The sequence below is a fragment of the Lactiplantibacillus dongliensis genome (genome assembly GCF_005405105.1).
GTDB lineage: Bacteria > Bacillota > Bacilli > Lactobacillales > Lactobacillaceae > Lactiplantibacillus > Lactiplantibacillus dongliensis.
In genome coordinates this window covers 20,917-45,867 of the sequence record NZ_BJDK01000026.1, presented here as the reverse complement: position 1 = coordinate 45,867, position 24,951 = coordinate 20,917, and the positions used below count along the sequence as shown (strand labels likewise).

General features: G+C 47.2%; 24 protein-coding genes. 16 read left to right on the top strand and 8 right to left on the bottom strand.

Going from position 1 to position 24,951, the window contains the following annotated elements; translation table 11 throughout:
* Nucleotides 1-383: 383 nt before the first annotated feature.
* A complete protein-coding gene (locus tag FFM80_RS10455; RefSeq protein WP_137640742.1) occupies nucleotides 384-935 on the bottom strand; it encodes a GNAT family N-acetyltransferase in 552 nt (183 codons plus the stop codon).
* Nucleotides 936-1,221: 286 nt separating this feature from the next.
* Between FFM80_RS10455 and FFM80_RS10450 the strand changes: the two genes are divergently transcribed.
* Entirely contained in the window at nucleotides 1,222-2,073 is an 852-nt protein-coding gene (locus FFM80_RS10450) for a metallophosphoesterase family protein (protein WP_137640741.1), read from the top strand.
* Nucleotides 2,074-2,131: 58 nt separating this feature from the next.
* Nucleotides 2,132-2,359 carry a PLD nuclease N-terminal domain-containing protein gene (locus tag FFM80_RS10445; protein WP_137640740.1) on the top strand — a complete coding sequence of 76 codons (228 nt, stop codon included), beginning with the start codon at nucleotides 2,132-2,134 and terminating at the stop codon, nucleotides 2,357-2,359.
* A 49-nt stretch (nucleotides 2,360-2,408) separates the two neighbouring features.
* Here FFM80_RS10445 and FFM80_RS10440 read toward each other — a convergent pair whose 3' ends face one another.
* From FFM80_RS10440 to FFM80_RS10430, 3 genes are read right to left on the bottom strand one after another with little or no spacing between them, the layout of a single operon-like run.
* Nucleotides 2,409-3,407 carry a FecCD family ABC transporter permease gene (locus FFM80_RS10440; protein ID WP_137640739.1) on the bottom strand — a complete coding sequence of 333 codons (999 nt, stop codon included), beginning with the start codon at nucleotides 3,405-3,407 and terminating at the stop codon, nucleotides 2,409-2,411.
* Nucleotides 3,404-4,402: a FecCD family ABC transporter permease gene (locus FFM80_RS10435; protein WP_137640738.1), complete on the bottom strand. Its 999-nt coding sequence runs from the start codon at nucleotides 4,400-4,402 to the stop codon at nucleotides 3,404-3,406. Before FFM80_RS10435 ends, FFM80_RS10440 begins: the two co-directional genes overlap by 4 nt.
* On the bottom strand, nucleotides 4,399-5,199 hold the full coding sequence (locus FFM80_RS10430; RefSeq protein ID WP_137640737.1) for an ABC transporter ATP-binding protein: 801 nt from the start codon (nucleotides 5,197-5,199) through the stop codon (nucleotides 4,399-4,401). Before FFM80_RS10430 ends, FFM80_RS10435 begins: the two co-directional genes overlap by 4 nt.
* Before the next feature lie 250 nt (nucleotides 5,200-5,449).
* Here FFM80_RS10430 and FFM80_RS10425 point away from each other — a divergent pair, with 250 nt between their 5' ends.
* On the top strand, nucleotides 5,450-6,388 hold the full coding sequence (locus FFM80_RS10425) for an ABC transporter substrate-binding protein (RefSeq protein ID WP_137640736.1): 939 nt from the start codon (nucleotides 5,450-5,452) through the stop codon (nucleotides 6,386-6,388).
* 108 nt (nucleotides 6,389-6,496) lie between these two features.
* Here the strand turns inward: FFM80_RS10425 and FFM80_RS10420 are convergent, their stop codons facing one another.
* The gene (locus FFM80_RS10420) at nucleotides 6,497-6,979 is read right to left on the bottom strand and encodes a Fur family transcriptional regulator (protein ID WP_137635913.1); all 483 of its coding nucleotides are present in this window, start codon (nucleotides 6,977-6,979) and stop codon (nucleotides 6,497-6,499) included.
* Between the two features lie 190 nt (nucleotides 6,980-7,169).
* Here FFM80_RS10420 and FFM80_RS10415 point away from each other — a divergent pair, with 190 nt between their 5' ends.
* Complete coding sequence (locus tag FFM80_RS10415; RefSeq protein ID WP_137640735.1) at nucleotides 7,170-7,850, top strand: hypothetical protein; 681 nt, start codon at nucleotides 7,170-7,172, stop codon at nucleotides 7,848-7,850.
* A 549-nt stretch (nucleotides 7,851-8,399) separates the two neighbouring features.
* Here FFM80_RS10415 and FFM80_RS10410 read toward each other — a convergent pair.
* Entirely contained in the window at nucleotides 8,400-9,650 is a 1,251-nt protein-coding gene (locus tag FFM80_RS10410; protein ID WP_223877340.1) for a hypothetical protein, read from the bottom strand.
* A gap of 307 nt (nucleotides 9,651-9,957) precedes the next feature.
* Between FFM80_RS10410 and FFM80_RS10405 the strand changes: the two genes are divergently transcribed.
* From FFM80_RS10405 to FFM80_RS10365, 9 genes are all read left to right on the top strand, one after another.
* Nucleotides 9,958-10,509, top strand: a complete 552-nt coding sequence (locus tag FFM80_RS10405; protein ID WP_137640734.1) for an NADPH-dependent FMN reductase — start codon at nucleotides 9,958-9,960, stop codon at nucleotides 10,507-10,509.
* A gap of 56 nt (nucleotides 10,510-10,565) precedes the next feature.
* A complete protein-coding gene (locus FFM80_RS10400; protein ID WP_137640733.1) occupies nucleotides 10,566-10,808 on the top strand; it encodes a hypothetical protein in 243 nt (80 codons plus the stop codon).
* A gap of 99 nt (nucleotides 10,809-10,907) precedes the next feature.
* Nucleotides 10,908-11,567, top strand: a complete 660-nt coding sequence (locus FFM80_RS10395; RefSeq protein WP_137640732.1) for an endonuclease III domain-containing protein — start codon at nucleotides 10,908-10,910, stop codon at nucleotides 11,565-11,567.
* Between the two features lie 392 nt (nucleotides 11,568-11,959).
* Nucleotides 11,960-13,609 (top strand): alpha,alpha-phosphotrehalase, encoded by a 1,650-nt coding sequence (gene treC / locus FFM80_RS10390; RefSeq protein WP_137640731.1) that lies wholly within the window; start codon nucleotides 11,960-11,962, stop codon nucleotides 13,607-13,609.
* Nucleotides 13,610-13,624: 15 nt separating this feature from the next.
* The gene (locus tag FFM80_RS10385; RefSeq protein WP_137640730.1) at nucleotides 13,625-15,619 is read left to right on the top strand and encodes a PTS sugar transporter subunit IIABC; all 1,995 of its coding nucleotides are present in this window, start codon (nucleotides 13,625-13,627) and stop codon (nucleotides 15,617-15,619) included.
* A 710-nt stretch (nucleotides 15,620-16,329) separates the two neighbouring features.
* Nucleotides 16,330-17,187, top strand: coding sequence for an SDR family oxidoreductase (locus FFM80_RS10380; protein ID WP_137640729.1), 858 nt, complete (start codon nucleotides 16,330-16,332; stop codon nucleotides 17,185-17,187).
* A gap of 97 nt (nucleotides 17,188-17,284) precedes the next feature.
* The gene (locus FFM80_RS10375) at nucleotides 17,285-17,731 is read left to right on the top strand and encodes a MerR family transcriptional regulator (protein WP_137640728.1); all 447 of its coding nucleotides are present in this window, start codon (nucleotides 17,285-17,287) and stop codon (nucleotides 17,729-17,731) included.
* 138 nt (nucleotides 17,732-17,869) lie between these two features.
* Nucleotides 17,870-18,631, top strand: coding sequence for a DeoR/GlpR family DNA-binding transcription regulator (locus FFM80_RS10370; RefSeq protein WP_137640727.1), 762 nt, complete (start codon nucleotides 17,870-17,872; stop codon nucleotides 18,629-18,631).
* A 1-nt stretch (nucleotide 18,632) separates the two neighbouring features.
* Nucleotides 18,633-19,448 (top strand): Cof-type HAD-IIB family hydrolase, encoded by an 816-nt coding sequence (locus tag FFM80_RS10365; RefSeq protein WP_137640726.1) that lies wholly within the window; start codon nucleotides 18,633-18,635, stop codon nucleotides 19,446-19,448.
* A 252-nt stretch (nucleotides 19,449-19,700) separates the two neighbouring features.
* Here FFM80_RS10365 and FFM80_RS10360 read toward each other — a convergent pair whose 3' ends face one another.
* Nucleotides 19,701-20,138 carry a hypothetical protein gene (locus FFM80_RS10360; RefSeq protein ID WP_137640725.1) on the bottom strand — a complete coding sequence of 146 codons (438 nt, stop codon included), beginning with the start codon at nucleotides 20,136-20,138 and terminating at the stop codon, nucleotides 19,701-19,703.
* A gap of 31 nt (nucleotides 20,139-20,169) precedes the next feature.
* Nucleotides 20,170-21,615 (bottom strand): 23S rRNA (uracil(1939)-C(5))-methyltransferase RlmD, encoded by a 1,446-nt coding sequence (gene rlmD / locus FFM80_RS10355; protein ID WP_137640724.1) that lies wholly within the window; start codon nucleotides 21,613-21,615, stop codon nucleotides 20,170-20,172.
* Between the two features lie 424 nt (nucleotides 21,616-22,039).
* Between rlmD and FFM80_RS10350 the strand changes: the two genes are divergently transcribed.
* The 3 genes from FFM80_RS10350 (at nucleotide 22,040) to FFM80_RS10340 (ending at nucleotide 24,713) form a co-directional block, all read left to right on the top strand.
* Nucleotides 22,040-22,690 carry an ABC transporter ATP-binding protein gene (locus FFM80_RS10350; RefSeq protein ID WP_137640723.1) on the top strand — a complete coding sequence of 217 codons (651 nt, stop codon included), beginning with the start codon at nucleotides 22,040-22,042 and terminating at the stop codon, nucleotides 22,688-22,690.
* The gene (locus FFM80_RS10345) at nucleotides 22,687-23,442 is read left to right on the top strand and encodes an ABC transporter permease (RefSeq protein WP_137640722.1); all 756 of its coding nucleotides are present in this window, start codon (nucleotides 22,687-22,689) and stop codon (nucleotides 23,440-23,442) included. Before FFM80_RS10350 ends, FFM80_RS10345 begins: the two co-directional genes overlap by 4 nt.
* Nucleotides 23,443-23,630: 188 nt before the next feature.
* Nucleotides 23,631-24,713 (top strand): YdcF family protein, encoded by a 1,083-nt coding sequence (locus tag FFM80_RS10340; protein WP_137640721.1) that lies wholly within the window; start codon nucleotides 23,631-23,633, stop codon nucleotides 24,711-24,713.
* Nucleotides 24,714-24,951: the final 238 nt, after the last annotated feature.

Genomic DNA, 24,951 nt, shown 5'->3' with positions numbered 1-24,951 from the left:
GCTGAAACGTGCTCACTCAGACTGCCAGTTCCGCTTGCTACGCTAAGCCAACCACTCGGAAAGTTCACCGAGTACTTGTCTTAACTAGGCAATGCTCACTGGCAACCCGTCTGAGTGACCACTCTACAAAAAAAGCCACCACATCAGGGGATGCAGTGGTCAAGGAGTAGGAAACATCAAAGTGGGGGCTTTGATGAACCCCATTCATAAGGCTTGGGGGAGTCTATGAATGAAAGTGATCGCACCGGCATTATGGCAGCAACACCGGCTGTGATCTAAAAACTAAAGAATATTAAGGATTGATAGTCAGTTTGACACTTTCTATCAATCTGCGACTATTATAATTGCAAACGCTACCGGCTGCAACTAATTGCGCTGATTGATTAGTTAAATTTTATGCGTGGTTGGAAATCTTCGGCAAATAGCCCCATGCTATATAGGTCTAGACGTTGGCCGTCACGCTTGATAGCACGCTGATTCGTGCCTTCAAATTCGAAGCCGCTATTCTGATAAACAGAAATTGCCGCTTGGTTAGTTGAAATGACGTCCAAACAAACCTTGTATAGATTTAACTCATTAAAACCATAATTAAGCATCAAATTTAAGGCTTCGGTACCATAACCATGCCCCCGGTCGTCGGCATCCCCAATCGCCAGCCCCAACTGACAAATTTGGTTGTGCCAGTCGATGTTGAATAATGTCACAAATCCTAACAGACGGTCGTCATCCAAAGCCCGAATGTGAAAGTAAAATTCAGTATCCTGGTTCAGGTTACGGTAAGTTTGTTCCAAGGCTTCCCCGGATAGTGGCCGGGCTGGCAAGGTATCCAGATTACGGACGAACGTCCCATCCGTATACCAATCGCTAATCTCATCGAAATCTTCTGGCTGCGGCACGGTCAAAGCGACGCGTGGGCCAACAAAAATATTTTTCAAAATAATCCCTCACTTGTTTTACTAATTAGACCTATCATAGCCCACTCAGTTTTAAATCGCTACTAGTAATGATTGCCACGCTGGTTGGGCTAGAATCGGTTAAAACGTGGTAGCTACGGTTAGAAATCAACTGGTAGATGGCAAGTTTAACTAATCTTGGTTATCTTTAGATTAGCAAAACGTAAAATTTACAATTATTTTACAGGATAGCTTGTTAAAAATTTACGTCCGATTAGTATGCTGAAGTTAACCATTTGGTGAATCCTAGAGTAGAGAAGTGATTATGGTGCAACGTTTGCATATTGTTCAAATTTCAGATACCCACTTAACCCCGCATGGCGACGTGCCGGCGCATCAGCAGCAGACTGATCCGTGGTCCAAACTAACGGCAATTATCCAAGATATTCGAACGTTGCCGTATGAACCAGACTTGATCGTGTTTACGGGGGACTTGATGCATGGCGGTTCTGCGGATGACTATCAGCGGCTACATGGTGTCGTGCATATGATGAAGGCCGAGTTCAACTGCCATGTCCGGGTCTTACTCGGTAATCATGATAATCGCCAAGCCTTTTATGATGGGTATCTACCAGCCGATCCGGGACCGTATTATGCTAATCGGATGCGGATTGGTAATAATGATTTTTACTTTTTAGATTCCAAAGTCAGCGGTTATGAAGCTGGTTGGGTGTCCGCGTCACAACTACAATGGCTGGGGAAACATTTACGCCAGGCTCCCACGAAACGCGCCTTTATCTTCTTACATCATCCGCTCGATGGACCGACGATGAGTAATATGCATTACGCGATTTTACAGAACACTTCCGAATTGTTATCAGTTTTGCGCGGTCACAATATCGGGGGCGTCTTTGCCGGGCACGTCCACTTTCCGACCGAATATTTGATTGGCGACCATGTGCTCAATGTGGTAGCCGGTTCGGCGGCGTACGATATTGATTGCACCGATCCACAATTACATGAAGTTCGCGAGAGCAGCAGTTATCAGATTATTACGGTTGATCGAGGTCAAGTCGGGGTTACGGTGCGGCAATTATTGCAGCTGCCAGCCGTGATTGATACGATCCAAGTGCCCTCAATCAAGTTCTTAACGAAACGGCCACCGGAAATCTTCGCTTGATAGCGTTTACAACATGAACGGCGTATAATGGTAGCTATCAGATGAGGGGGTCGATAACATGGCAACACATTGTCGTTTCCAGCACCATGCCAAGTTGTCACGGCGCGTTCGGCAACGAATTGCACCATTTGCGGCGTTTGAATTTACAGCGACTAGTATTGCGATTGCAGACATTCTGCGTGCTAAGTCAGTCCGGCGTGGACATAAGTTGGGCTGGTTGTTATTAACGTTTGTGCAACCGATTGGCCCGTGGCTTTATTTTGCCTTTGGCCAGACCCGTGACTAGTCTCCTATCAAAAAAACGATTTTGGTTAACTTTAGCCAAAATCGTTTTTTTAATGCGAGCGAATTAACATATAGATAAAGTATGGCGCTCCAATCAAGGCCACTAGCACCCCAACTGGCAATTCAGTCGTTGTGGTAATGAGTTTACCGACCGTATCGGCGGCTAGTAACAGACAACTACCCAAGACGGCCGCCAGTGGTAATTGAAAGTGTTGGCGTGATCCGATTAAACGGCGCGCTAAGTTGGGCGTAATCAACCCAATGAAGCTGATGCCACCACTAATGGCGACGCTCACCCCAGCCAGCATGGCGGCGACACCGATCAATAATAATTGCTGATGCTTTAAGTTAACGCCGAGGGCTTGGGCGCGTTCATTACCAAGGTTGAACGCATCCAGTACGGGCAGTTGCCAGGCAATCAGGCCTAAGCCAATGAGCAGCCATGGCAGGGCCCAACCGATGTAGGCCCAATTGGTGCCCCACAGACTACCAGCGAGCCAATTCATGACGAATTGGTAATTATCTGGGGATAGTTTCAAGGTCATTAGGACCATCACCGCTGAGAAGCAACCAGATAAGGCCACGCCGATTAGCAGCAGGCGTTTTGGAGGAATCCCTTGGGTGGGCTTATAAGCTAGGAGAAAGACCAATAGGGTGCTTAGCCACGCCCCAATTAAGGCAATAATTGGCAGACGCATGCCTAAGCTGGTAGCGCCCCCAGCAGTGACCATCAAAGCCATGACGGCCAGACCAGCGCCATTGTTAATGCCCAGTAGGCTAGAATCAGCCATGGGGTTTTGCGTGACGGTTTGGATAACACTACCAGCGACGGCTAAAGCGCAACCGACTAATAGGGCCAAGACAATTCGTGGTAAGCGAAAGTTAAGCAGGACTAACGTTTGGGTCGCGGTACCATGGCCAGTGAGCCAAGCGAGTAAGGCTTGCGGCCCTAGCGCCATACTACCGGTGTTGAGATTAATGATGATTAAGATTAGGGTCAATCCCAAGAGCCCAAGCATCCAACTGGTGAAACGACTGGTTTTACTCATAAGTTGCCGGGCTCCTTTCGGGCTAAATAAATGAAGAAGGGCACCCCAATCAATGAAATCACAATCCCAAACGGGGTTTCTTGCGGCGGATTAATTAAACGAGCAATTAAATCTGCGCTAACGGTTAAAGTCGCGCCCAGTAGTAGCGTTAGTGGCATGATATGGCGATAGTTGGTGCCAATCAGCCAGCGGGCAATGTGGGGGACCATTAAGCCGACAAAGGTAATCGTGCCCACCAAGGCAACGGAAATACCGGATAAGATAACGACACAACCTAAGGCGCCTAAACGTAATAACGGCAGACTTTTACCTAAGCTTTGAACGGCATCGTCGGTTAAGTAGCCTAAGTTTAGTTGTGGTGCCAGGAGTAAGGTCAATACCAGACCAATGAGCAGAATTGGTCCTAAGACCCGTAATTGTGACCAACTGACTGCACCGAGGCCACCGAAGTACCAAAAAGCCAAGTCTTGTTTTAATTGTGAGACGAGCGCTAAGCCTTCACTTAATGCGGTGAATAACCCGCTAATTGCAATCCCAGCGAGGACTAAGGTCGTTGGATTGAGCTGGACTTGCTTCAGCGAACTAATGGCGAAGATCAAGCCGGCACTGATGGCCGCACCCACAACGGCCCCAATCGTTGTTTGTAAGGTCGAAAGCTTGGGGAAAAAGGCCAAGCATAACGTCAACATTAAGCCGGCCCCCGCATTGATACCCAGTAAGCCAGAATCGGCCAGCGGATTTTTGGTGACACTTTGCATCAAGGCCCCGCTACCAGCTAAACCAGCACCAATTAAAGCAGCGCCCAAGACCCGCGGCAGGCGAATGGTGCGGATGATTTGTTGGTCTAAACTCTGCGGATGCGTCGACCTTAATGCTTGCCAGACCGTGTTGAAGGACACCTGATCTGCGCCCCAACGTAAACTGGCGAGAGTGACGAGAATTAAGAGTACGCCACTCAAACATAAAAGGCTGGTGACCCGAGTCATTGATTTCATACGGAATCACCTACCGTTGGCGCGCAATGATTATACGTGAGAATCAGCGGGGTCCCGTGATAGTCGACGAGTTCGGCATCAATTTGGAAAATGTGCCGTAAATTAGCGGCTGTCATAACCGTATTTACATCACCTTGAATCTGGACCTGACCAGCTTTGATGGCGATGAGTTGATCGGAAAAACGAGCCGCGTGGTTCAAGTCGTGCAAAGCCATGATAATCGTCCGATGAGCTTGTTGGTTTAATTGCTTAATTAACACCATTACATCGAGTTGGTGAGTTAAGTCTAAGTAAGTCGTGGGCTCATCTAAAATAATGGTTTCGGTATCTTGAGCAATTGCCATCGCAATCCAAGCCCGTTGGCGTTGTCCACCAGATAAGGTGCTCAGCGCGCGGTGCCGTAAGTCTTGTAACTTAGCTTGGGTTAAGGCCCATTCGATTTTTTGATGGTCGGTCGCCGTTAAGCCAGCTAGTGGCCGGCGATAAGGCAGTCGGCCAAAGCTAACAAGTTCATCGACAGTCAGGTCACTAGCCGTGGCATTCGTTTGCGGTAAGACGGCAAGTTTTTTAGCTAAGGCTTTAGCTTTGATTGTTTGAATGTTTTGCTGGTCGAGCAAAATGGCTCCAGTCGTGGGAGTCAATAAGTGGGCTAAAGCCCGAATAATGGTTGATTTACCACTACCGTTGGGACCAATCAACGTGGTGATCTTGCCTTTGGGGATCTGAATGGAGAGCTGATCCACAATCGTCTTTTGCGCATAGCCGATACTGACGGCTTTAGTTTCAATTAAATTCAAAACGACTGGTCCTTTCTAAGAAAATAGGGTTGATACGGTTGCTAGTTAAAATTGCTGCCTGCCAGTTGGTTTCTAAAATGCTGGCACGCTGTGGGCCATCTTGAAGCCCAGCCCGGTTTTCAAAACTGAGGTAAAAGGCAGGGGTGCTTTCCACGCACGTATAGTTATCTTAAATGTTTTTGTTGACAATTGATAGCGATTTCAATGATAATTTAGCTAGTTTTGAGATTGAGACTGGGAGGAAGAAAATTTGAAACGTTGGCGAAGTGTGAAGGTGGCCGTGGTGTTAGGCCTAGTTTGTGTAGGATTATTGAGTGCCTGTGGGAGCCCAAAGTCGACGTCCAGTGCGGCAAATGGCACGCGGACGTTAACGGATACCCTGCAGCATCAAGTTAAGGTCCCTAGTCAACCTAAGCGGGTGATTGGGAGTTATTTGGAAGATGAACTGGTGGCCTTGGGGATTAAGCCCGTGGTACAGTGGTCCGTAAAAAACGGCAGTGGCACGCAAGCTTATTTGAAAAAACAGCTTAAAGGCGTCCCGTTGATTGATTATTCGTTGCCGTATGAAGCGGTGACCAAAGCGCAGCCCGATTTGATTCTAATGGGGACCAGTAGTGCGGTCGCTAACGGCAAGTACGCGCAATATAACAAGATTGCGCCGACGTATGTGGTGAAGAATGGTCCCAAGGTCACGTGGCGGGCGACCTTTATGGACGTTGCTAAAGCGGTTAATCGGACAAGTAAGGCTAAGACGGTCTTAAGACAGTATGATCAGAAAGTTAAACAAGCCCGCCAACAACTTAAAACTAACGGCCGACATTCAGTCGCTGTTTTGTGGGTGACCAATAATACGGCCTATATGGTTAGTGACAAGTCCGCTAGTGGCGCCTTATTATATGGCGATTTAAAGTTGGGGGAACCCAGCCTAGTGAAGCAAGTCTCAAAGACGGCGACCGCTGATTGGTCCGCGGTTTCATTGGAGAAGCTAGCTAAACTCAAAGCCGATGATATCTTCTTAGTGAATAGTCAAAAGAGTGCATCTTTATTCAAGGATCCATTATGGGAAAATATTAAAGCCGTTAAACAGCAGCATCTGTATCAATATGGCGATGCCAGCAGTTGGCAGTATTCGGGGCCAATTGCGTATTCACAAATGATTGAGATGGTGCTAAAAGCGTTATCAGCTTAGCTCGGCAACTTTGCTAACATCTTATCCTAGGTCTATTAAACAATTTTGTGCCCAATAGAAAAGCCATCCAGTAATTGTGCCTGGATGGCTTTTTAGCGTGCGATTTGACTAGTCGACATGCGATAAGTTTAAGCGACGGAGTTCCGCCGTTCGCGTGACGCCGAGTTTCTTTTGACAATCAGGGCATAGGCCGTAGACTTCCATATTATGACTTGTTACTAAATAGCCAGAAAGTTCGGCGGCTTTAGCTTCAACACCGGAGAGATCCGGTTCGAAGACATCAGTAATCTTACCGCAGTTTTCACAGACAACGTGATAGTGCGGGCGCCCGAAGAAGTCATAATGCGTTCCGGCGTCACCATTCTGCAGTTCGATGACGATCCCTAAATCAACAAATAGTTTTAAAGTGTTATAAACGGTTGCCAGGCTTAGATTAGGTAATTGGGTATCTAAGGCTTGGTAGATCGTTTCAACGGATGGATGATTGTGATGGGTGACCAGATACGTCAAGATGATCTGACGTTGTGGGGTGACCCGAATCTTATGGTCTTTGAGTTCTTGAATTGCTTGGGTTAACATATCTGCTGCCACGATGCGGTTCCTCCTTTACCGATTTATTCACCCTTATTAAACCACACTTTTTAGAAGGATTCCAATTTAGAAACGTTACCAAATTAAACTTTTGACAAAATTAAATAACGACTTCGGTATTTGGGGTTGCGATGTGCCGTTGAAAGTCGGTAAACTAGCGTCGTAATAACGGTGATTGGGAGGGATTAAGATGACACAATCAATTGTACCAGCATTGCCAGCAGCCCGGATTCAATATGAGCGCTGGTATCAGTTAGGTTTACAGGCGGTCTTGACCGCAACGACTAGGTTGAAACAAATTCAGGCTGCCAGTGTAACGAGTCAGATTAGTGCCTTTCCACGGTTTACGATTTTTTGCGCTGTTCAGTGTGGCAACGACCGGGTTACGGCAATTAAGCAAGCCGCATTGGCCTTAAAAGTCGTGCCGATTGAAGTTGATATTAGTCATGATCAAGTAGCCTTGACCTTTGGGCTGAACTGGCTACAAGCTGGGCTACCGGTCTGGCAACCGACTGATGCGCGCGTCTTGCATTTGTATGATGGGCTGCTGACGAATCTGCTAGGAACGCCATTTCAACCGATCACTGCGATGCAAGTTACAGTTAATGATTTGGCTACGGCTCGATTGCAACCTAGCACGCAAGCCCCGGCTCGGATTGGCGTTCAACCGAACTTTCATAATTATGGTGTTGACTTAGCTGCGGGTGGCTTATTGAGCGTTGTCGTTGCGCCAGCCTTACAGTGGCAATCCAGACCCAATGGCTTACTCCAAGCACAAGGCTATGCCGGTGACGAAGCCGAAGAATTGTGTGGTCAGCCTAACAATCATAAGATCATTCCGTTTCCAAAAGGATCGCGTGCATGTTCTTGAAAATAAGACTACGTTTGGCAATAGCGTTGACAGTGTGCCTAGAAAAAACGCCATTCTATATAGTCAATGTCCTTGGTGCTAGTTGGAATTGCCGGCTACCAGTTGGTTCCTAAAACGCGGAATGCCATGGGCCATTTTGAAGTAAGTCCGGTCTTCAAAACTGGTCTTGGCCTAAGTCCGAGCAGACCACTCGCACTAAGGCCAACGACACGGCTGAGCATTTTAGTAACCTATCTCTCGACTAAATGACTGAACTTAAAATAATCAATCGTTAATTTTTTAATACTCGTTAGTTAACGCCGGGCGGGCCAGAATTGGCTCAGTGGTGTCGTTTATCTTAGTCGGTGATTTTCCGACTTAGATAAAGCCCGGCTTGGAAGACCGATTTTTGGCTTCCAAACGCGGCCACCACGTTCCAGCCGATTCTGGACCAACCAGAGTGGCAATTTAAACCAACTAGCACCAAGCGGTTTAGAATGGTTTTAGACGATTGAGATAATTAAAGCAGCTCACTTGATTTCATCATCCGGTGAGCTGCTTTTAATGGGCTTATTTTTCTTCAGTTGCTGCACTGAGCTTGTTAGCGACGATGGCCGTTTGTGACCAAACTAAGAGTTGGGCTTGAATATTTTCTAGAATTTTCATGCCAAGCTGATAATCGCGTTCGGAACCGATGCTGTTAAAGCTTAACGTACAAGTTCCGGCAAAGGTACTAGCGGCGATCTCCATAGCGGGGGTCGGTCGAAAGGCCCCTGAGAAAACACAGTTGACCACGTTGAGCCCGTGGAACTGTAGCTTTGCTTGGTCAACGACACCAAAGTTCGTATACGTCAACGGCTGATGCGCCAGCCAACGATTGGCCACTTTACGCATGACCCCGACTGGCATCGCATGATTCATCTTTTGCAAGTTGGTCAGCCGGTATAAGAAAGCGGCATGGGCGCGTTCCGTTGCTAGCAAGTCGTGCACATGCTGAACCAGTGCTGTAAAGGGAGCATCGACATCGACTTTGATATTCAAATAAACGGTGCCGGTCAAATTCGCAATCCGGGTGACATTGGCTTCTGCTGCCGTGAAGTGGCGGAAGTTAATGGGACAAGGCAAGGTGATGGTGGTGTGCCCAGTTAAGACCTGCAATGCTTTGGCGTAGGCTGCTAAGATGGCTTCACTAATGCCGACATCTTGAGCCTTGGCAACTTGTCGTACGCGCATAAATTGCTTGCTTGTTAACATGATATGACCGATGTGGCGCAGGTTGATGCCTTGATAGTGCGGTAGTTGCACTGTGTTCAACGGTAAATCCGCGTGGGCGTGGGGCCGGCGAAATTGGCGTTGCAACTTGGTGATCACGGGACGTAATCGACGTTCATTGCTGATAGCCGCCAGATCATCATGGTTATATGCCTGAGCCAGTAAGTATAGGTATTCTTTAAACCCGATGCCATCGGTGAGGAGATGGCTCATAAATGCTTGTAAAACATCATATTGATCGTGATGGATAATAAACAGTTGGAGCTGTGGTCCGGTGGTTAAATTAAAATCAAAATTTTCTGGACTGTAAGGACTTTGGGCCTCGACTACGAGGTTATCCACTTGTTGCGAGGTGACTTCAAAGCGGTTATGGTCAGCTTGATACTGGGCAAAAATCTCGGGGACGATTTGCGCAGAAGCTAAGACCGCAGCTTTAAGTCGTTCGACATCGATTTTACTAGAAAAGACGATTCGCGACCGCATTAAAGGCACGGTGGTATCTGTCATGAGCATATTCACAAAGTCTAGTACTTCACCACGATAATACACGTTAAAACCCCCGATCCAATTCTCTATCAGCTAGTATAACAGACTGGTTATGCGGGGGATGGGTGGGATACTTAGCTTTGAAAAAAGTTAAGAAACATGCTGACTTTTGTGAGTGGAGTTGTTCGGAGCTAGTTGAGATTACCGCCGACCGATTAGGTGCTAAAACGCTGGCACACTAGGGGGCATTTTGAAGTGAAAACTTGTCAGCGAGCTTGAAAAAATTAACTCAAACTTGTAACCGGTTCCGCCTGAGGGTAAAAAAAGGCGTATACTAAAAGTAAATACATTTAAAGGAGCTTTAATTAACATGAAAATTGTGGCCCTCGTCGGTAGTATCCGACATGCATCCTATAATCAGAAATTAGCGGAGTTTGTTCAAAAGCGGTATAGTGACCAGTTCGATATGACGATCCCAGCTTTGCGAGAGTTGCCCTTTTATGACCAAGATATTGAACTTGAAGCACCCCAAACGGTAACGGCCCTCAAAAAGGCTGTTATGCAGGCAGATGGGGTCATTTTTGTAACGCCCGAATATAACCATAGTATTCCCGGCGTGCTAGAAAATGCGATTGATTGGTTATCACGGGTTGAGCATCCCTTAAAAGGTAAACCAGTGATGATTTTAGGTGCGACAATGGGTCCGCTGGGGACAGTGCGCGCACAGGGGACTTTGCGGCAAATCTTGGATTCACCAGGTGTGGCCGCCCGAGTTTTGCCAGGCAACGAATATTTAATGGGAGCTGTCCAGAATAAGTTTGATAATGCGGGCCAGTTAACAGATCAAGCATCGATTGATTGGTTGGATCACTGCATGAAGAATTATCTGAGCTTTGCCCAAGCGTTAGCTACTGAAAAGTAAGCCAACTCGCCGCTAATGACGACGATTAATCTTAATTAATTTGAGGAGCGGAAACTATGAACAGAGAACGTAAGTTGATTTATGTGATTTTGAATGATGAAGATGTCGATTATGAACTTGAAGAACAAGATACCCAATATGTGGTTTATATTCGTCGTCAAAAAGGTGATTCACGGGAATTGAACTTGGTCAGCAAAGAAATTAAGCAATTATTCGATGACGCTGACTTGAACTATGATGAAAGCGTTAAGTCCGATGATAAGAAAGCGGATATCGTCTTAACGGTTCAACGCAGCTAGTTTGCGGAATTGGTTTCGACTAATTCAAATAGTTGAAAAATCAAAGGGTCAGACATACGATGTGTGTCTTGGCTCTTTTTGTTTATAGGAGGGAAAACGATGACTATCGATGATTTATATCAAGCGCTGCTCACTGATCTGGGACCGCGGCATTGGCTAGAACCCGGCGTGCCACCGGCGGAAACGCCTTGGGAGATCTTATGGGGCGGTGTATTGGTTCAAAATACGAATTGGCGCAATGTTGACTATGCATTAGCGAACTTAAAAGCAGCGACGCAATTTGAACCGCAACAACTTTTGGCATTGTCAACGGCGGCGTTAACTGCACTAGTCAAACCCGCGGGCTTTTATACGCGCAAGGTGCCGACGTTACAAGGCTTGGCGGCTTGGGCAGGGCAGTATGACTTTAAGCTAACGACCATGCGGCAATTACCAGCTGCGCAATTGCGACGGGAGTTAAAGGCGTTAAAAGGGATCGGTGATGAAACGGCGGATTACTTTTCGATGTATGTGTTTGATAAGCCAACCATCATTGTTGATACCTACTTACGGCGATTATTTGCTTGGTTGGGCCAAGACTTGCCTAGCAGTTATCTGAAGGCACAAGCTTTAATTGAAGGTGCTTGGACGTATGATTTTGCCCATGCGCGGGAGTTACACGCGTTAATTGTGGATTATGGCAAGCAAGTTAAGACGACCGCTTCGTTTGAGGCGTCGACGTTAGCTGGTCAGCACTTACAGTTATTGCCACAACGTTAGGACTAAAGGTTTTAATAACAACAGTATCAAAGATAGTGGGGTAGAAATGGATTGAAAATTTCTGCGCCGCTATTTTTATAGTCTAACAGTACCCCTAAAAGCGGCCTATTTTCTTGAATTAAGGGTTAGTTAAAGTTGTTGTCTGCCGGTTAGGTCCTAAACTGACTGGCCCTAAGTTCTAGCCGATTCTGAATCAACCAAACTAATGTTAGGCAATTAACCTAATAAATCAGTTCGTTTAGTGTAGATATGAACGAACAAATTATCAATTTTTATTTGACTGATTGTTAGTAGCCGGTTATGATTATCACGAGTAAATGAAAGCGGTTTATTTTTATAACCGCTAAAAACTAAGGTTAGGTTTAAGTCAGTCAGGTTTGGAGGGGAATGTGGTGCGACTTTCAAAAAAAGTAATCTATCAGATTTACCCGAAGTCATTTTATGACAGCAATGGGGATGGCATCGGGGATTTGCGTGGCATCATTGAGAAAATTCCGTACTTAGCACGTTTGAATATCGATATGATTTGGTTCAATCCGTTCTTTGTTTCGCCACAGCATGACAATGGGTATGATATTGAGGATTACTATCAAATCGATCCATTGTTTGGCACGATGGCCGATTTCGATGAGTTGGTGCAAGGACTACGGGCGGTTGGCATCGATGTGATGCTTGACATGGTCTTTAATCACACGTCGACTCAGCACGAGTGGTTCCAAAAAGCGTTAGCCGGTGATTCAACGTATCAGCAATATTATTATCTGCGACCGGGTAAGGCGAATGGCGAACCACCAACTAATTGGCAGTCGAAATTTGGCGGTTCAGCTTGGGCACCTTTTGGTGATACGGATCAGTATTATTTACATTTGTACGATCCGTCCCAGGCCGACTTGGATTGGCATAATCCCGCTGTTCGGCAAGCGGCAGTAGATATTGTCAATTATTGGCAACACAAAGGGGTCCGTGGCTTTCGGTTTGATGTGATTAATGTGATTGGCAAGGACCAGCAATTAGTGGATGCCCCACCGGACATTAGTAGCAAGTTCTTGTACACGGATCGCCCGATTGTGCACGACTATTTACGTGAGTTAAATGCCGCTAGTTTTGGCCAGCATGCGCATGATATTACGGTCGGTGAACTGTCATCAGCGACTTTAGCCAATAGCGTGGCCTACACGAAACCGGAAAATCATGAATTATCGATGGTCTTCAATTTTCATCATTTAAAGACTGATTATGACCATGGGAATAAGTGGACAGACCGGCCCTTTGACTTTATGGCGTTGAAGAAGATTATCAATGACTGGGCGCAAGGCATGGCGGATGCTGGCGGTTGGCAAGCGTTATTTTGGAATAATCACGACCAACCGCGGGCCGTTAATCGGTTCGGCGACGTGGATCATTATCGTGTTAAGTCAGCGGAGATGCTGGCGACCGTGATGCATTTATTGCGAGGCACGCCGTTTATCTATATGGGCGAAGAGATTGGGATGACGGACCCGCATTATCATCAGATTGATGACTATGTGGATGTTGAGTCACACAATGCGTACCGCGCGTTGCGCGCACAAGGTCATTCGGATCGGGCGGCTTTTCACTTGGTACATGTGAAATCCCGCGATAACGCGCGGACACCAATGCAGTGGACGGCTGAGCCCACGACGGCCGGATTTACGGCGGGGACGCCGTGGCTACGACCCACGAATCAAGCGGCTATTAATGTCGCTGCTGAACTTGATCATGGTGAGATTTTTAATTATTATCAGCGTTTAATTCAGTTACGGAAGACTTATGATGTGATTTCTGATGGGGATTATCAACCATTATTGCTAGATCATCCCCAAGTGTTGGCTTATTTACGGGGGACTGACACCCAAGAATTAGCTGTTTTGAATAATTTTTATGGCCGTAAGACGACGGTTGAGATTCCAGCCGAGTTTATCGGCGCCCACGTGCTGATTTCAAACTATCAGCGGGAGGTCGCGGGCAACGCTGTCATCTTACAACCTTATCAATCAATTGCCTTATTACGCGACAAATAAAGGGGGAGCATCGCGATGAAACAAGTGCAATTATTATCACCCGTCACGGGCCAATTAATCGCTTTAAGTGACGTGCAAGATCCAGTCTTTTCACAAGGCATGATGGGCCAAGGCTTCGGCGTGGAACCGGACAATGGCCAAGTGGTCGCACCCGTTAGCGGGAAAATTACGATGGTAGCGGCAACGCTCCATGCGATTGGGTTTACGACTAAGGATGGTTTGGAAGTGCTCGTTCATTTGGGAATCGATACCGTTGAACTAAAGGACAATCCGCCATTCAAGATTAACGTCCAAGTCGGCGACGAGGTTCAAGCTGGCGATGAGATTGGCCGGATGGACTTAGCGGCCATCAAGGCGGCCGGTAAGCAAAAGACGGTGATTCTAGCCGTCACGAACAGTGCTGATAAAGTGGATGCGATTAACGCCAAGATTGGGATTGTCAAAGCTGGCGCCATTGGGGCCGATGTGGACCTCAAAGAGGCCGCAGCCGCTACCAAACAACCCGTTGCGGCTAGTGGCAATAAGTACGATCAGTTAGCGACCCAAATTATCAATAATATCGGTGGTGTGGCGAACGTTAAGAGTGTGATTCATTGTATTACGCGGGTTCGCTTCTATCTGAAAGATGAAGCGAAAGCCAACGATGATACGATTCGCGACTTAAAAGGTGTGATCGACGTGGCTAAAGCCGGGGGCCAATATCAAGTGGTCATTGGTCCGGCTGTTAACGATGTCTATGATGCCGTGGTTAAGCAACTCGGTCCTGGTTTCGGTGACGACGATGCCTCGATGGTTGCCATGGAAAAAGAAGCCAACAAAGCCGCTTGGCAAAAGATGACGCCTTGGCAAAAGGTTAAACATAGCTTTAGTGCGTTGATTGGGGTCATTACCGGGTCCATGATTCCAGTAATCGGTTTGTTAGCTGCTTCCGGGATCTTAAAAGGGGTCTTAGCATTACTGACTTCCTTCAAGATCGTGTCAGCGACCGCGCCAACTTACGTGATTATTAATGCGATGGGTGACTCAGTCTTCTACTTCCTACCAATCTTTGTCGGATTTACGGCCGCTAAGAAGCTGGGATCCGACCCGATTATCATGGGGATTGTCGGTGGGGTACTGACGTATCCAGCGATTGTTGCGATTGCCACAACTGGAAAAGTAACGAGTCATTTGCTCGGTATGGGCATTAACGCGGACTTCTTTGGTCTGCCAGTGCACGTGGCCTCTTACACTTACTCCATCTTCCCAATGATTGCCGGGGCTTGGTTAGCTAGCAAGTTGGAACCATGGCTCAAACGGGTGATTCCAACCGTCTTACGGATGATTTTTGTGCCATTGCTTGAAGTTGTCATTATTTCTGGCGCTATCTTACTCTTCTTAGGACCAATTATCACGGCTTTGTCAGGGGCATTAGCCGCCGGAATTGTGAAGATTTACCAACTCAGTCCGGCTATTTCTGGCTTGATTATTGGGGGCTTCTACCAAGTCTTGGTTATTTTCGGCTTACATTGGGCGATTATTCCAATCGTGGCCAACGATATTGCGACGACGGGTCACAGTTACTTGAACGCCATTGTTTCCGCAACCATGGTTGCCCAAGGTGGGGCCGTCTTAGCCATTGCGATGAAGTCCAAAGTTGCCAGCATGAAAGAATTAGCATGGCCAGCAACGATTTCAGCCTTTTGCGGGGTTACTGAACCTGCGATGTACGGGATTAACTTGAAGTATGGCCGGGCCTTTGTCACTGCCAGCATCGGGGGCGCCGTTGGGGGCTTCTTGACTGGTTTGATGAATGTTAATATGTGGGGCTTTGCCGGGTCATTAATTGGCTTTACGTCCTTCGTCAATCCTAAGGGTATCGACTTTAGTTTCTGGGGCTTCTTGATTGCCTCATTGGTTGATATTATTGTGGCTTTCACCTTAACGTACATGTTCGGCTTCTCGGACGCGGATGTTAAGAACGTGAAGACTGCACCAAAGAAGAAGCATCTTGGTGAACAAGCTGCTTAATAGTAAAGCTTGATTAAAGCCGCTACCAATTGGTGGCGGCTTTTGTTGTGGCTCAAGGATTAGGTTGGTTTAAAGTTGCCACTCTGGTTGGGCCAGAATCGGCTGGAACGTGGTGGCCGCGTTTGCGAGCCAAAGGGCGGTCTCGCAAGCCGGGCTTGTGCTAAGTCGCCATAACCCAGGCAACTAAGCACAACGACACCACTGAGCCAATTCTGGCCCGCCCGGTGTTAATTACCGGGTAATTGTAAATGGATGATGTTGTATTAGTAAGTTGACTTTGCGCCAGCCCGTTGTTGGAATTTACCGGCAGGATTGTCAGGGGACTTCCTGGTTGGTAGACGACGGTTTTAGATATGATTTGATATTAATAATGGATTGCTCAAATATAGAATGTCGTCAAACAGATGTGGGTGTTGGTGGTGATTATTAATAATTTAGTTCGTTGGAAGTTTCGTGAGTTTAGCCGTGAGGTTGGTTTCTAAAATGCTCAGCCGTGTCGTTGGCCTTAGTGCGAGTGGTCTGCTCGGACTTAGGCCAAGGACAGCTTTGAAGACCGTTCTTTGGCTTCAAAATGGCCCACGGCGTTCCAGCATTTTAGAAACCAACCGGTAGGCGGCAAGTAACAACTCACAATGTGTGTTCCCTTGACAAAATCTCAATCACAAGGTTTAATGTAACTAATGAAGTTACAAGAGGGAGCGACTGATAAAATGAAAATTACCATTACCGGGGCGACTGGACATTTAGGCACGCAGATTGTTAAAGCGTTGACTAAGCTAGTATCAGCACAAACCTTGAATTTAGGCGTGCATACGCCAAGTAAAGCAGCGACGTTTGCGGCGCAGGGGATGACGGTCACCGCGATGGACTATCATGATCAAGCAAGCTTGCGGCCAGTGTTGGCGGATAGCGATGTCTTTATTTATGTGCCTAGTAAGAGTCACGATAGTTATAGTCGGGTCAGTGAATTTGAAAATGTGATTGCGGCGGCGGAAGCGAGTCGGGTTAAGCATATTTTAGTGATGGGCTTTATTGCGGACCAGGTTAATAATCCGTTTGCGTTATCAGCCTTTTATGGGTATGTACCGCGGCGGCTGGCAGCATCCAGCTTGCATTATACGATTATCCGCAATGCGCTGTATGCTGATCCGTTGGTCCCGTACCTGCCGGAATTAATTGAACGCCAGCATGTGATCTATCCCATGGGAGATCAAGCGTTGAGCTTTATTAGCCAGGCGGACAGTGCGGCGGCGTTTGCTAAAGTTGCCACGACCCCGGATTTATTAATTGATGGTCGCATTTATACGTTGACGCAATCCCAAGCGTATACGATGCCGGAATTGGCGGCGGTCTTAACGCAAGTTAGCGGTCATCAGATTGGGTATCAACCAGTGACTTTGGCCGAATTTGCGACGATGTATAACCAAGGCAATGAAGGTCACATGCTGGCGTCAATGTATGCCGGTGGGGCGTTGGGCTTGTTGTCAGCGGTAAGTGATGACTATGCGACGATTATGGGTCACCCCGCCCAGTCATTGCCCGCGTTCTTACAAACTAACTGGGCTTAAGCCAGTGATTGTTTGAAAATTCAGGTCGTCTGGCCCGCCCCTATCGGATTCCATGCTATAATTTAAAGGATAAATGATGTAGGAAGGGGGCATCAGGATGGCTGAAGCAGCAACGGGGGATTTTCGGGAGCTATTTCATCGGGGTCAATTAACCATTGGGATTAGCGAGCTTAGTAAAATGACTGGTGTCTCGCCACGACAGCTACGATACTGGCAAAAAAAAGGGTACATTATTCCGAAGAATCAGGATGAACCTGGTCGGGCACGGATATATACATTGAAAATGGTCATTAAAGCCGCTGCGATGAGTAATCTGCTGCAAACGGGCTATACGTTGAAAGCCGCCGCGGCGCAAGTTGATGAACGGATGCGACCGGCGCAAACGATGTATCATGTTTTATTTGATCGGTATCAAGGCTTTCAAGTCAATGACGATGGCGAGATTATTGTGGATTTAGGGACGTTTGACCCGGATCCCACTCAGGACCTATTTGCAAAGTTAGTCGATGAACGGCCGGTATTTATTTTAAAACCCAAAGCTTAAGTTTTAACCGATATTCGCGGGGATATCGGTTTTTTTACGGCTTGAATACTTACTACTTAGTTTTTAATACTTATAAATGCTTGAAAAACGCTTAAATTCAAATTATACTGAAGTCAAATAAAGCAGGGGGGCTTAGCGATGCAACCAAAACAACGACAACAGCACTTATTAAAATTGCTAGATCAACGACGACAACTGAGTGTGGCGGATGTGATGAGCCAATTGCAAGTTTCCCGTGATACCGCGCGGCGTGATATTGTCGCGGTCACACAACAGGGTTTAGCCCAACGGATTCACGGTGGGCTACAGGTCTTGAATTTCGGGGTCGGTATTCCTAGTTATCAAGACCGGCTACAACAGTTTACCGAGATTAAAACGGCACTGGCTAAACGGGTCTTACCATTGATTCAACCGGATCAATATTTATTTATCGATGTTTCCACGACCTTACTTAAGTTGACACAACTATTGACGATGCCAGCAACGATTTATACGCATTCGCTTGATAACGCGATTAGCTTGGCGACGAAACCGGCTATCGACTTGCATGTTTTGGGCGGTCAGTTGAATCAACATAATCGGTTTATGGCGGGACCGGCTGGACTAGGCGAATTACAGACGGTGGCTTTTGACCAAGTAATCGTTGGCGCCGCAACGGTAACTGCCCAAGGCTTGTTTTATCGCGATGCAGCCGATGCAGCGTTGAAACGCCAAGCACTAAGTCAAACCAAACGAGGAATCTTAGTGTGTGAACATCGCAAGTTCGGTCAAGCAGCCCATTACTGCGGTGGGCGCCTAACACAAATACAAGTCGTCGTGACGGATGAACCACTGACACCGGCTGAACAAGCCTGGTTCGAGCCGCAGACGACGTTAATTAGCTTAACGGAGGATAAGTAAAATGACGCAACCAAAATTGATTTTAAGTGATATTGATGGAACCTTATTAACTGATGAAGCGACGATTTTGCCTGCCACCATTACGGGCGTTCAAGCCGCTGTGCAGCAAGGCGCGACGATGGTCTTGGCCTCGGCCCGCTCACCCAAAGGTATGTGGGGATTAGCACAGCAACTCGGCATCGATTCAACGATGATTGCGTATAATGGTGCGTTAACGGCCAAGACGACGGCGGATGATCAGCTACAAGTCTTTGAAGAACGCCCGATTAAGCCGACGTTAACACAACAAATTCAAGCGTTAATTGCCGAACAGTGGCCGCAAGCCTCGATTAATATTTACAGTAATAATCAGTGGTTGGTGAGTCAGCTGGGAGCGTGGGAGCAACAAGAAGCAGCCGGCATTGGTTATCAGCCACAAGTTACGGCCTTGGCGCCTTGGTTAGCGCAAGCAAAAGCCCCGGTCCACAAAATGTTAGTGATGGCTGACCCAAGTGTGATTACGGCAATTGACCAGCACTTACAGGCACCGGCTTTTAACGGCATCGACGCGTATCGGTCAAAGGATACTTACTTGGAGATTGTGGCCACCGGGGTGTCTAAGGCGGTGGCCTTAGAGACGTTGATCGCTGATGATCAGCTGTCATCGGCTGACGCGATTGCGTTTGGCGATAACTTTAATGACTTGGCGATGCTAGAACTTGTTGGTGTCGGGGTTGCGATGGGGAATGCCCCTAAAGCCGTGCAACAGGGCGCTGACCTGGTGACGACCGACAATAACCATAATGGGATTCAACAAGTGCTAAATCGGTATTTTTAGTCGTAAAAGACGGTTCGCGTTAGGTTAAATTGCCGCCTACCGGTTGAATGCTAAAATGCTAAGTTAAAAGTATGCAATCATTAATTTATGACTGCCCGTTAATTAACGCCGGTCGGGCCCAAATTGGCTCAGCGCGGCCACCACGTTCCAGCCAATGCTGTCCCAACCAGAGTGGCAAGTTAAATCTAACTAACACCAATAAAAAAGGTCATTACAAGCCTCCGCAATGGATGGTTGTAATGACCTTTTAGATTAACGAAATTGAGTTAGTAGCCGTTGGGCCGCACGACCGTTAAACTGATTGGTTTGGAGTCGCTGGAAGACTTGGGTCATGATCTGGCGCAGTTGATCGTCGGTCAAGCCCTGTTCCGCCAAGGTGTTGATGACGGCTTGTAATAAGTCTAAGGGTAAGATTGGCCGTTTTTCAGGGAACTGATCGAAAAAGGCTTGCACGGCCTTATCATGCAATTGCCAATATAACGGATTTTGAACGTCGTCAAAAATCGTTAATAACTGGTCAAGTGCGGGTGATAACGGAATGTTTTTGGCAATTAGAGTGGTCAGCATCCCATCACGAGCAGGAATTCGAACGTCGGCCACATAATCTTTTAACAATAAGAAGTGCGTTTTAAACGGTGGCCGTAAGGTGAAGGTCATCGCCAAGGCAATCTGGCTATTCGTTACTGCCATTAAAAAACCTCCTTGTAAAAATCAACAATGTTTAATGACGCTTAGTGAACCGCACGACCGCTTCACAACGGGCGGTTTGTGGGAACATGTCGATTGACTGAATATAGTCGACTTGGTAGCCGCGGGTTAATTCACGCAAGTCTTGCGCTAAGGTCGATGGGTTACATGAGATGTAGACCAACTTTTCGGGGGCATTTTGCAAGATGGCATTGATCAAGACGTCATCTAAGCCAGTCCGTGGTGGATCAACAATCATGGCATCCGGATCAAAGCCGGCTGCTAACCATTGTGGTAACAAGGTCTCAGCTTCACCGACTTCGTATTTTGCATTGGTGATTCCGTTGCGTTTAGCATTTTCGTTGGCATCCATGACAGCGGCTGGAATGGTATCCATGCCGCGGACTTCCTTGGCAACATCGGCTAAGGACAACCCAATCGTCCCAACCCCGGAATAAGCATCGACTAACGTTTCATTAGGCGCTAAGTCCAGCGCTTCGCGGGCAAGACGGTACAATTTCTTCGTTTGTTCGGGATTCAACTGGAAGAAGGCCCGGGCTGATAAATCAAAGGCTAAGCCATCGAGTTCTTCAGTGATGGTTGGCTTACCAGCTAGTAAAGTTGTTTGGTCACCCCAAATCAAAGAAGTCTTATCAACATTCACGTTTTGCATCACGGAGACGACCATTGGTAACTTTTCGGCAATCTTCATGAGTAATTGATGTTTCTTTGGGAACTTGGGTGTATGCGTGATAAAGACTAGTTGGACTTCGCCAGTGGCGGCCGCAGCCCGAACGACGACGGTTTTAACGATCCCAGAGTTGTGTTCTTCATCATAGATGGGGACATTTAGTTCTTCTAGCCATTGGACAACTTGGCGCATCACGGTCATCGTAACCGGCATCTGGACAGAGCAAGTTGGTAAGTCGACTAAGTCATGGCTGTTTTCCTTATATAGCCCAGCAGCGACGTGACCATCAATGACCCGTACTTGGAATTGCGCTTTATTGCGGTATTCATAAGGGTCGGTCATGCCAATCGTTGGCCGGACATCGTAATGTTGATAACCGGTTGGCCGGTATTTTTCTAAGGCTTGGCGAATCAAGTCTTGTTTGAACTTGAGTTGAGCTGGATAGTCGAGATGTTCGAGTTCGAAACCACCGACTTCACCGGCGTAAGCATCACGGGGGTCGACCCGGTCAGGACTAGGCTTCCGTAATGTCCGAATCTTCGCTTCTAAGTAGCGGGGATGAACCGCGGTAACTTCAGCGACGACCACTTCTTCCGGTAAGGCGCCTTTGACGAACGTGATGACGTGTTTGTAGTAGCCAATCCCTTCGCCATTAATGCCGAGTCGTTTGATGGTCAATGGAAAGCGTTGACCTAGAGTGACGTCCGTTTGAACCTTTTCAGCGGGTTGGCGTTGGGTACGGTACCGGCCACCACGCTGCTGATTTGGATAATGATTAGATTGTGTCATTTTAGTTTAACTAACCTCGTTTTCTGTGAACTGAGTTCAAACCATTATAGCATGGCGGCGGCTGGCACGTCGCAACTATCATGGTGAATGCTGTTAAGATCAATGTAGGTAATAGTATGATTGGTGCTAGTTGAACTTGCCGCCTGCCGGTTGGTTCCTAGAACGCTGGCACGCCATGTGTCATTTGGAAGCCCAATCTTCAAAACTGTCGTTTATCTTGGTCGATGATTTTCCGACTTAGATAAAGCCCGACTTTCGAGACCGTTCTGTGGCTCGAAAACGTGGTCACCACGTTCCAGCCGATTCTGGGCCAACCAGAGTAGCAGCTTGATCTAACTAGCACCAAACACAAGTAATAATAGTTCTAAACTGACTCGCTTTCATGCTAAAATAAGACTAATAAAATCCAATGGAGGAAGTCGCGATGACGACATTAATGCGCCTGCACCATGTGAATTATCAAGTTGGTGATAAGTTAATCCTAAATGATATTAATTTAACCGTGCCGGCCCAAGCGCAATTAACGGTGACCGGCCCATCTGGCGGTGGTAAAAGCACGTTGTTGCGCGTGATGGCGGGTATGATTTCTAAAACTAGTGGTGACTTGCAGTTTGAGGGGCAACCGATTGAAAGCTATGAACCGACTGCGTATCGCCGGCAAGTCTCGTATTGTTTCCAGCAACCGACGCTCTTTGGTCAGACGGTCGCAGATAATCTGGCGTTTCCGTACCAGATTCGTAAACTGCCAATGGATCAACGGCATGTTGAAGCGGCATTAGAATATGTGGGACTATCTGCCAATCTATTGACCGAGGCCATCGATGACTTGTCTGGTGGTGAACGACAACGGGTCGCGCTGATTCGTAATATTTTATTTTTGCCTAAAATTTTACTACTGGATGAAGTCACCGCTGGTTTGGATGCGGATAATAAGGCGATCATTCACCGTTGGCTGACGCATCTGAATCGTGACCGGCAAGTGACGACGATCATGATTACGCATGATGCCGAAGAAATTCAAGCCGCGCAGCAGTTAGTCCGGGTTACGGATGGCCAATTGGAGGTGCCAGCATGAATTTAGCAGTGAACAATACTTCGTTATTCTTAGCCGCGTTTTTAGTTTTGGTGGCTTTGGCGATTAGTTTGTGGCAGCAGTTGGGGCTGGACCGCGATATTGTGATTGGGGTTGTGCGGGCGGTCATCCAGTTGTTTGTGGTTGGGTACGTCTTGAAGTATATTTTCCGCGTTAATCATTTCTGGCTGACACTGGCAATGATCATGTTTATTGTTTTTAACGCTGCTTGGAACGCGAAAAAGCGTGGGGCTGGGATTGATCATGCCTTACCGATTTCGTTTGTGGCAATTTTCGTGAGTACCGGAGTGACTTTAAGCGTACTCGTGTTATCAGGCGCCATTAAGTTTATACCATCGCAGATGATTCCCATTTCGGGGATGATTGCCTCAAATGCGATGGTGGCGATTGGCTTAGCTTATCGCAGCTTGAAGACCCAGTTCCATGACCAGCGTCAGGGGGTATTGGAACGTTTGGCCTTGGGGGCTGGCTTGATGGACGCATCGATTGCGATTGTGCGTGAAGCCATTCGAACGGGGATGGCACCGACAATTGATTCAGCGAAGACGGTCGGGTTAGTGAGCTTGCCGGGGATGATGTCCGGGCTGATCTTTGCGGGGGTTGATCCGGTTCGGGCGATTAAGTACCAGATCATGGTGACATTTATGTTGATGTCAGCGACTAGCTTAGGGGCGATTATTGCGTGTTACTTGGCTTATCGCAACTTTTATAATGCCCAAAAGCAACTTAAGTGATTGGAGACAAATTATCGCTCAGGGGTGGTCGCTTATTTTAGTCGTAAACCGATCGGCCACCACGTTTCAGCTGGCTTCTGGGCCAACCAGAGTGGCGGATTAGACCGACTAGTATTAGTTAGGCGTCCAGGCGATGTATAGCATGGGTTAACTATGCTATGATAGAAAAGATTTTAGGGGGGCTGGCTTTGACTAATAGTGCAGTATGGGTACCGATACCAGCCGTGGCTTACTGGGCCTGGCTGGTACCAATCACATTTGGTATCATCTTCGGCTGGCGGTATCAGCATGATAAAGTTCGCTTAAGTAACGGCATTTGGTTTTCGCTATTTTTCTATTCATTAATGGCGTTACTGGCGATGACGATTTTAGGGACGAATAATCACCCGTTAATCATTATTAGCGTGGCGATTTTTGTGGTATTGATGATGGCGATTGGCTTGGTTTTTGCGTTACAGGCCTTCTTGCTGTTGTGGAATGCGTGGATTGTGTGGAAGCGTGAGAGTCATACGTTAGCGAATATGCTGACGTTATTTTTAGGCTTAGCCATTTTATTGCTACCATTCTTTGCGAATCTGATTGGTAACTTACCGAAACCGGTCAGTTATTTCATGACGACTTTTCCAACGATGGTCGTGATGTACGTTGCTTTTTGGTTTTACAATTATTTAACGATGCTCGTGATTTATCAATTCAACTTCCCACGGTATCGCCAAGACTACATCATTGTGTTGGGCGCCGGGTTATTAAATGGTGATCAGGTCTCCCCGTTATTGGCGCAACGTATTAATCGCGGCTTGCGGTTTTATCAGAAGCAGCAACGGAAGACTGGCCATCCGGCAATCATGATCTTTTCTGGTGGTCAAGGGGGCGACGAAACGGTTCCCGAAGGTCAGGCGATGCTGCAATATGCGCGGGAACATGGCTTACCGGCAACGGCAGGCTGGGCGGAAACTAAGTCGACGACAACGTTAGAGAATATGCAGTTTAGCAAGCAATTGATTGATCGTGGCACTATTAAACGGCCACGAACCATTTTTGTCACCAATAATTACCATACTTTTCGGGCCGGAATATTCGCTAAACAAGCTGGACTCAGAGCCGATGGGATTGGGGCCCGGACAGCGAGATTCTTCTTACCGGATGCCATTATTCGGGAGTATATTGCGATTTTCGCACGGCATAAATGGTGGCATGCGGCCGCGGTAGGCGCGTTGTTACTGCTATCGTTGCTGTATGTTTGGCTAGATGTGTATCATGGGGCGATGTAGTTAGAAGCAGTGTTTGAAAGGTGAATCCCAGGTAGTTAGCTGGTTGGGGTTCTCATTTTGGACACTGCTTTTTTGCTGGCTAATTATCCAGTTGTTTGCGGATTGGCATCCAGTTGGTGTTAGTTGAATGAAATGGCCACGCTGGTTGGGCCAACATCAATTAACGGATTAATGATTAATTGTTTTCAACTTAGCCCCCCACCGGCAGGCACCAAGTTTCACTCGCACTAAACGGTTA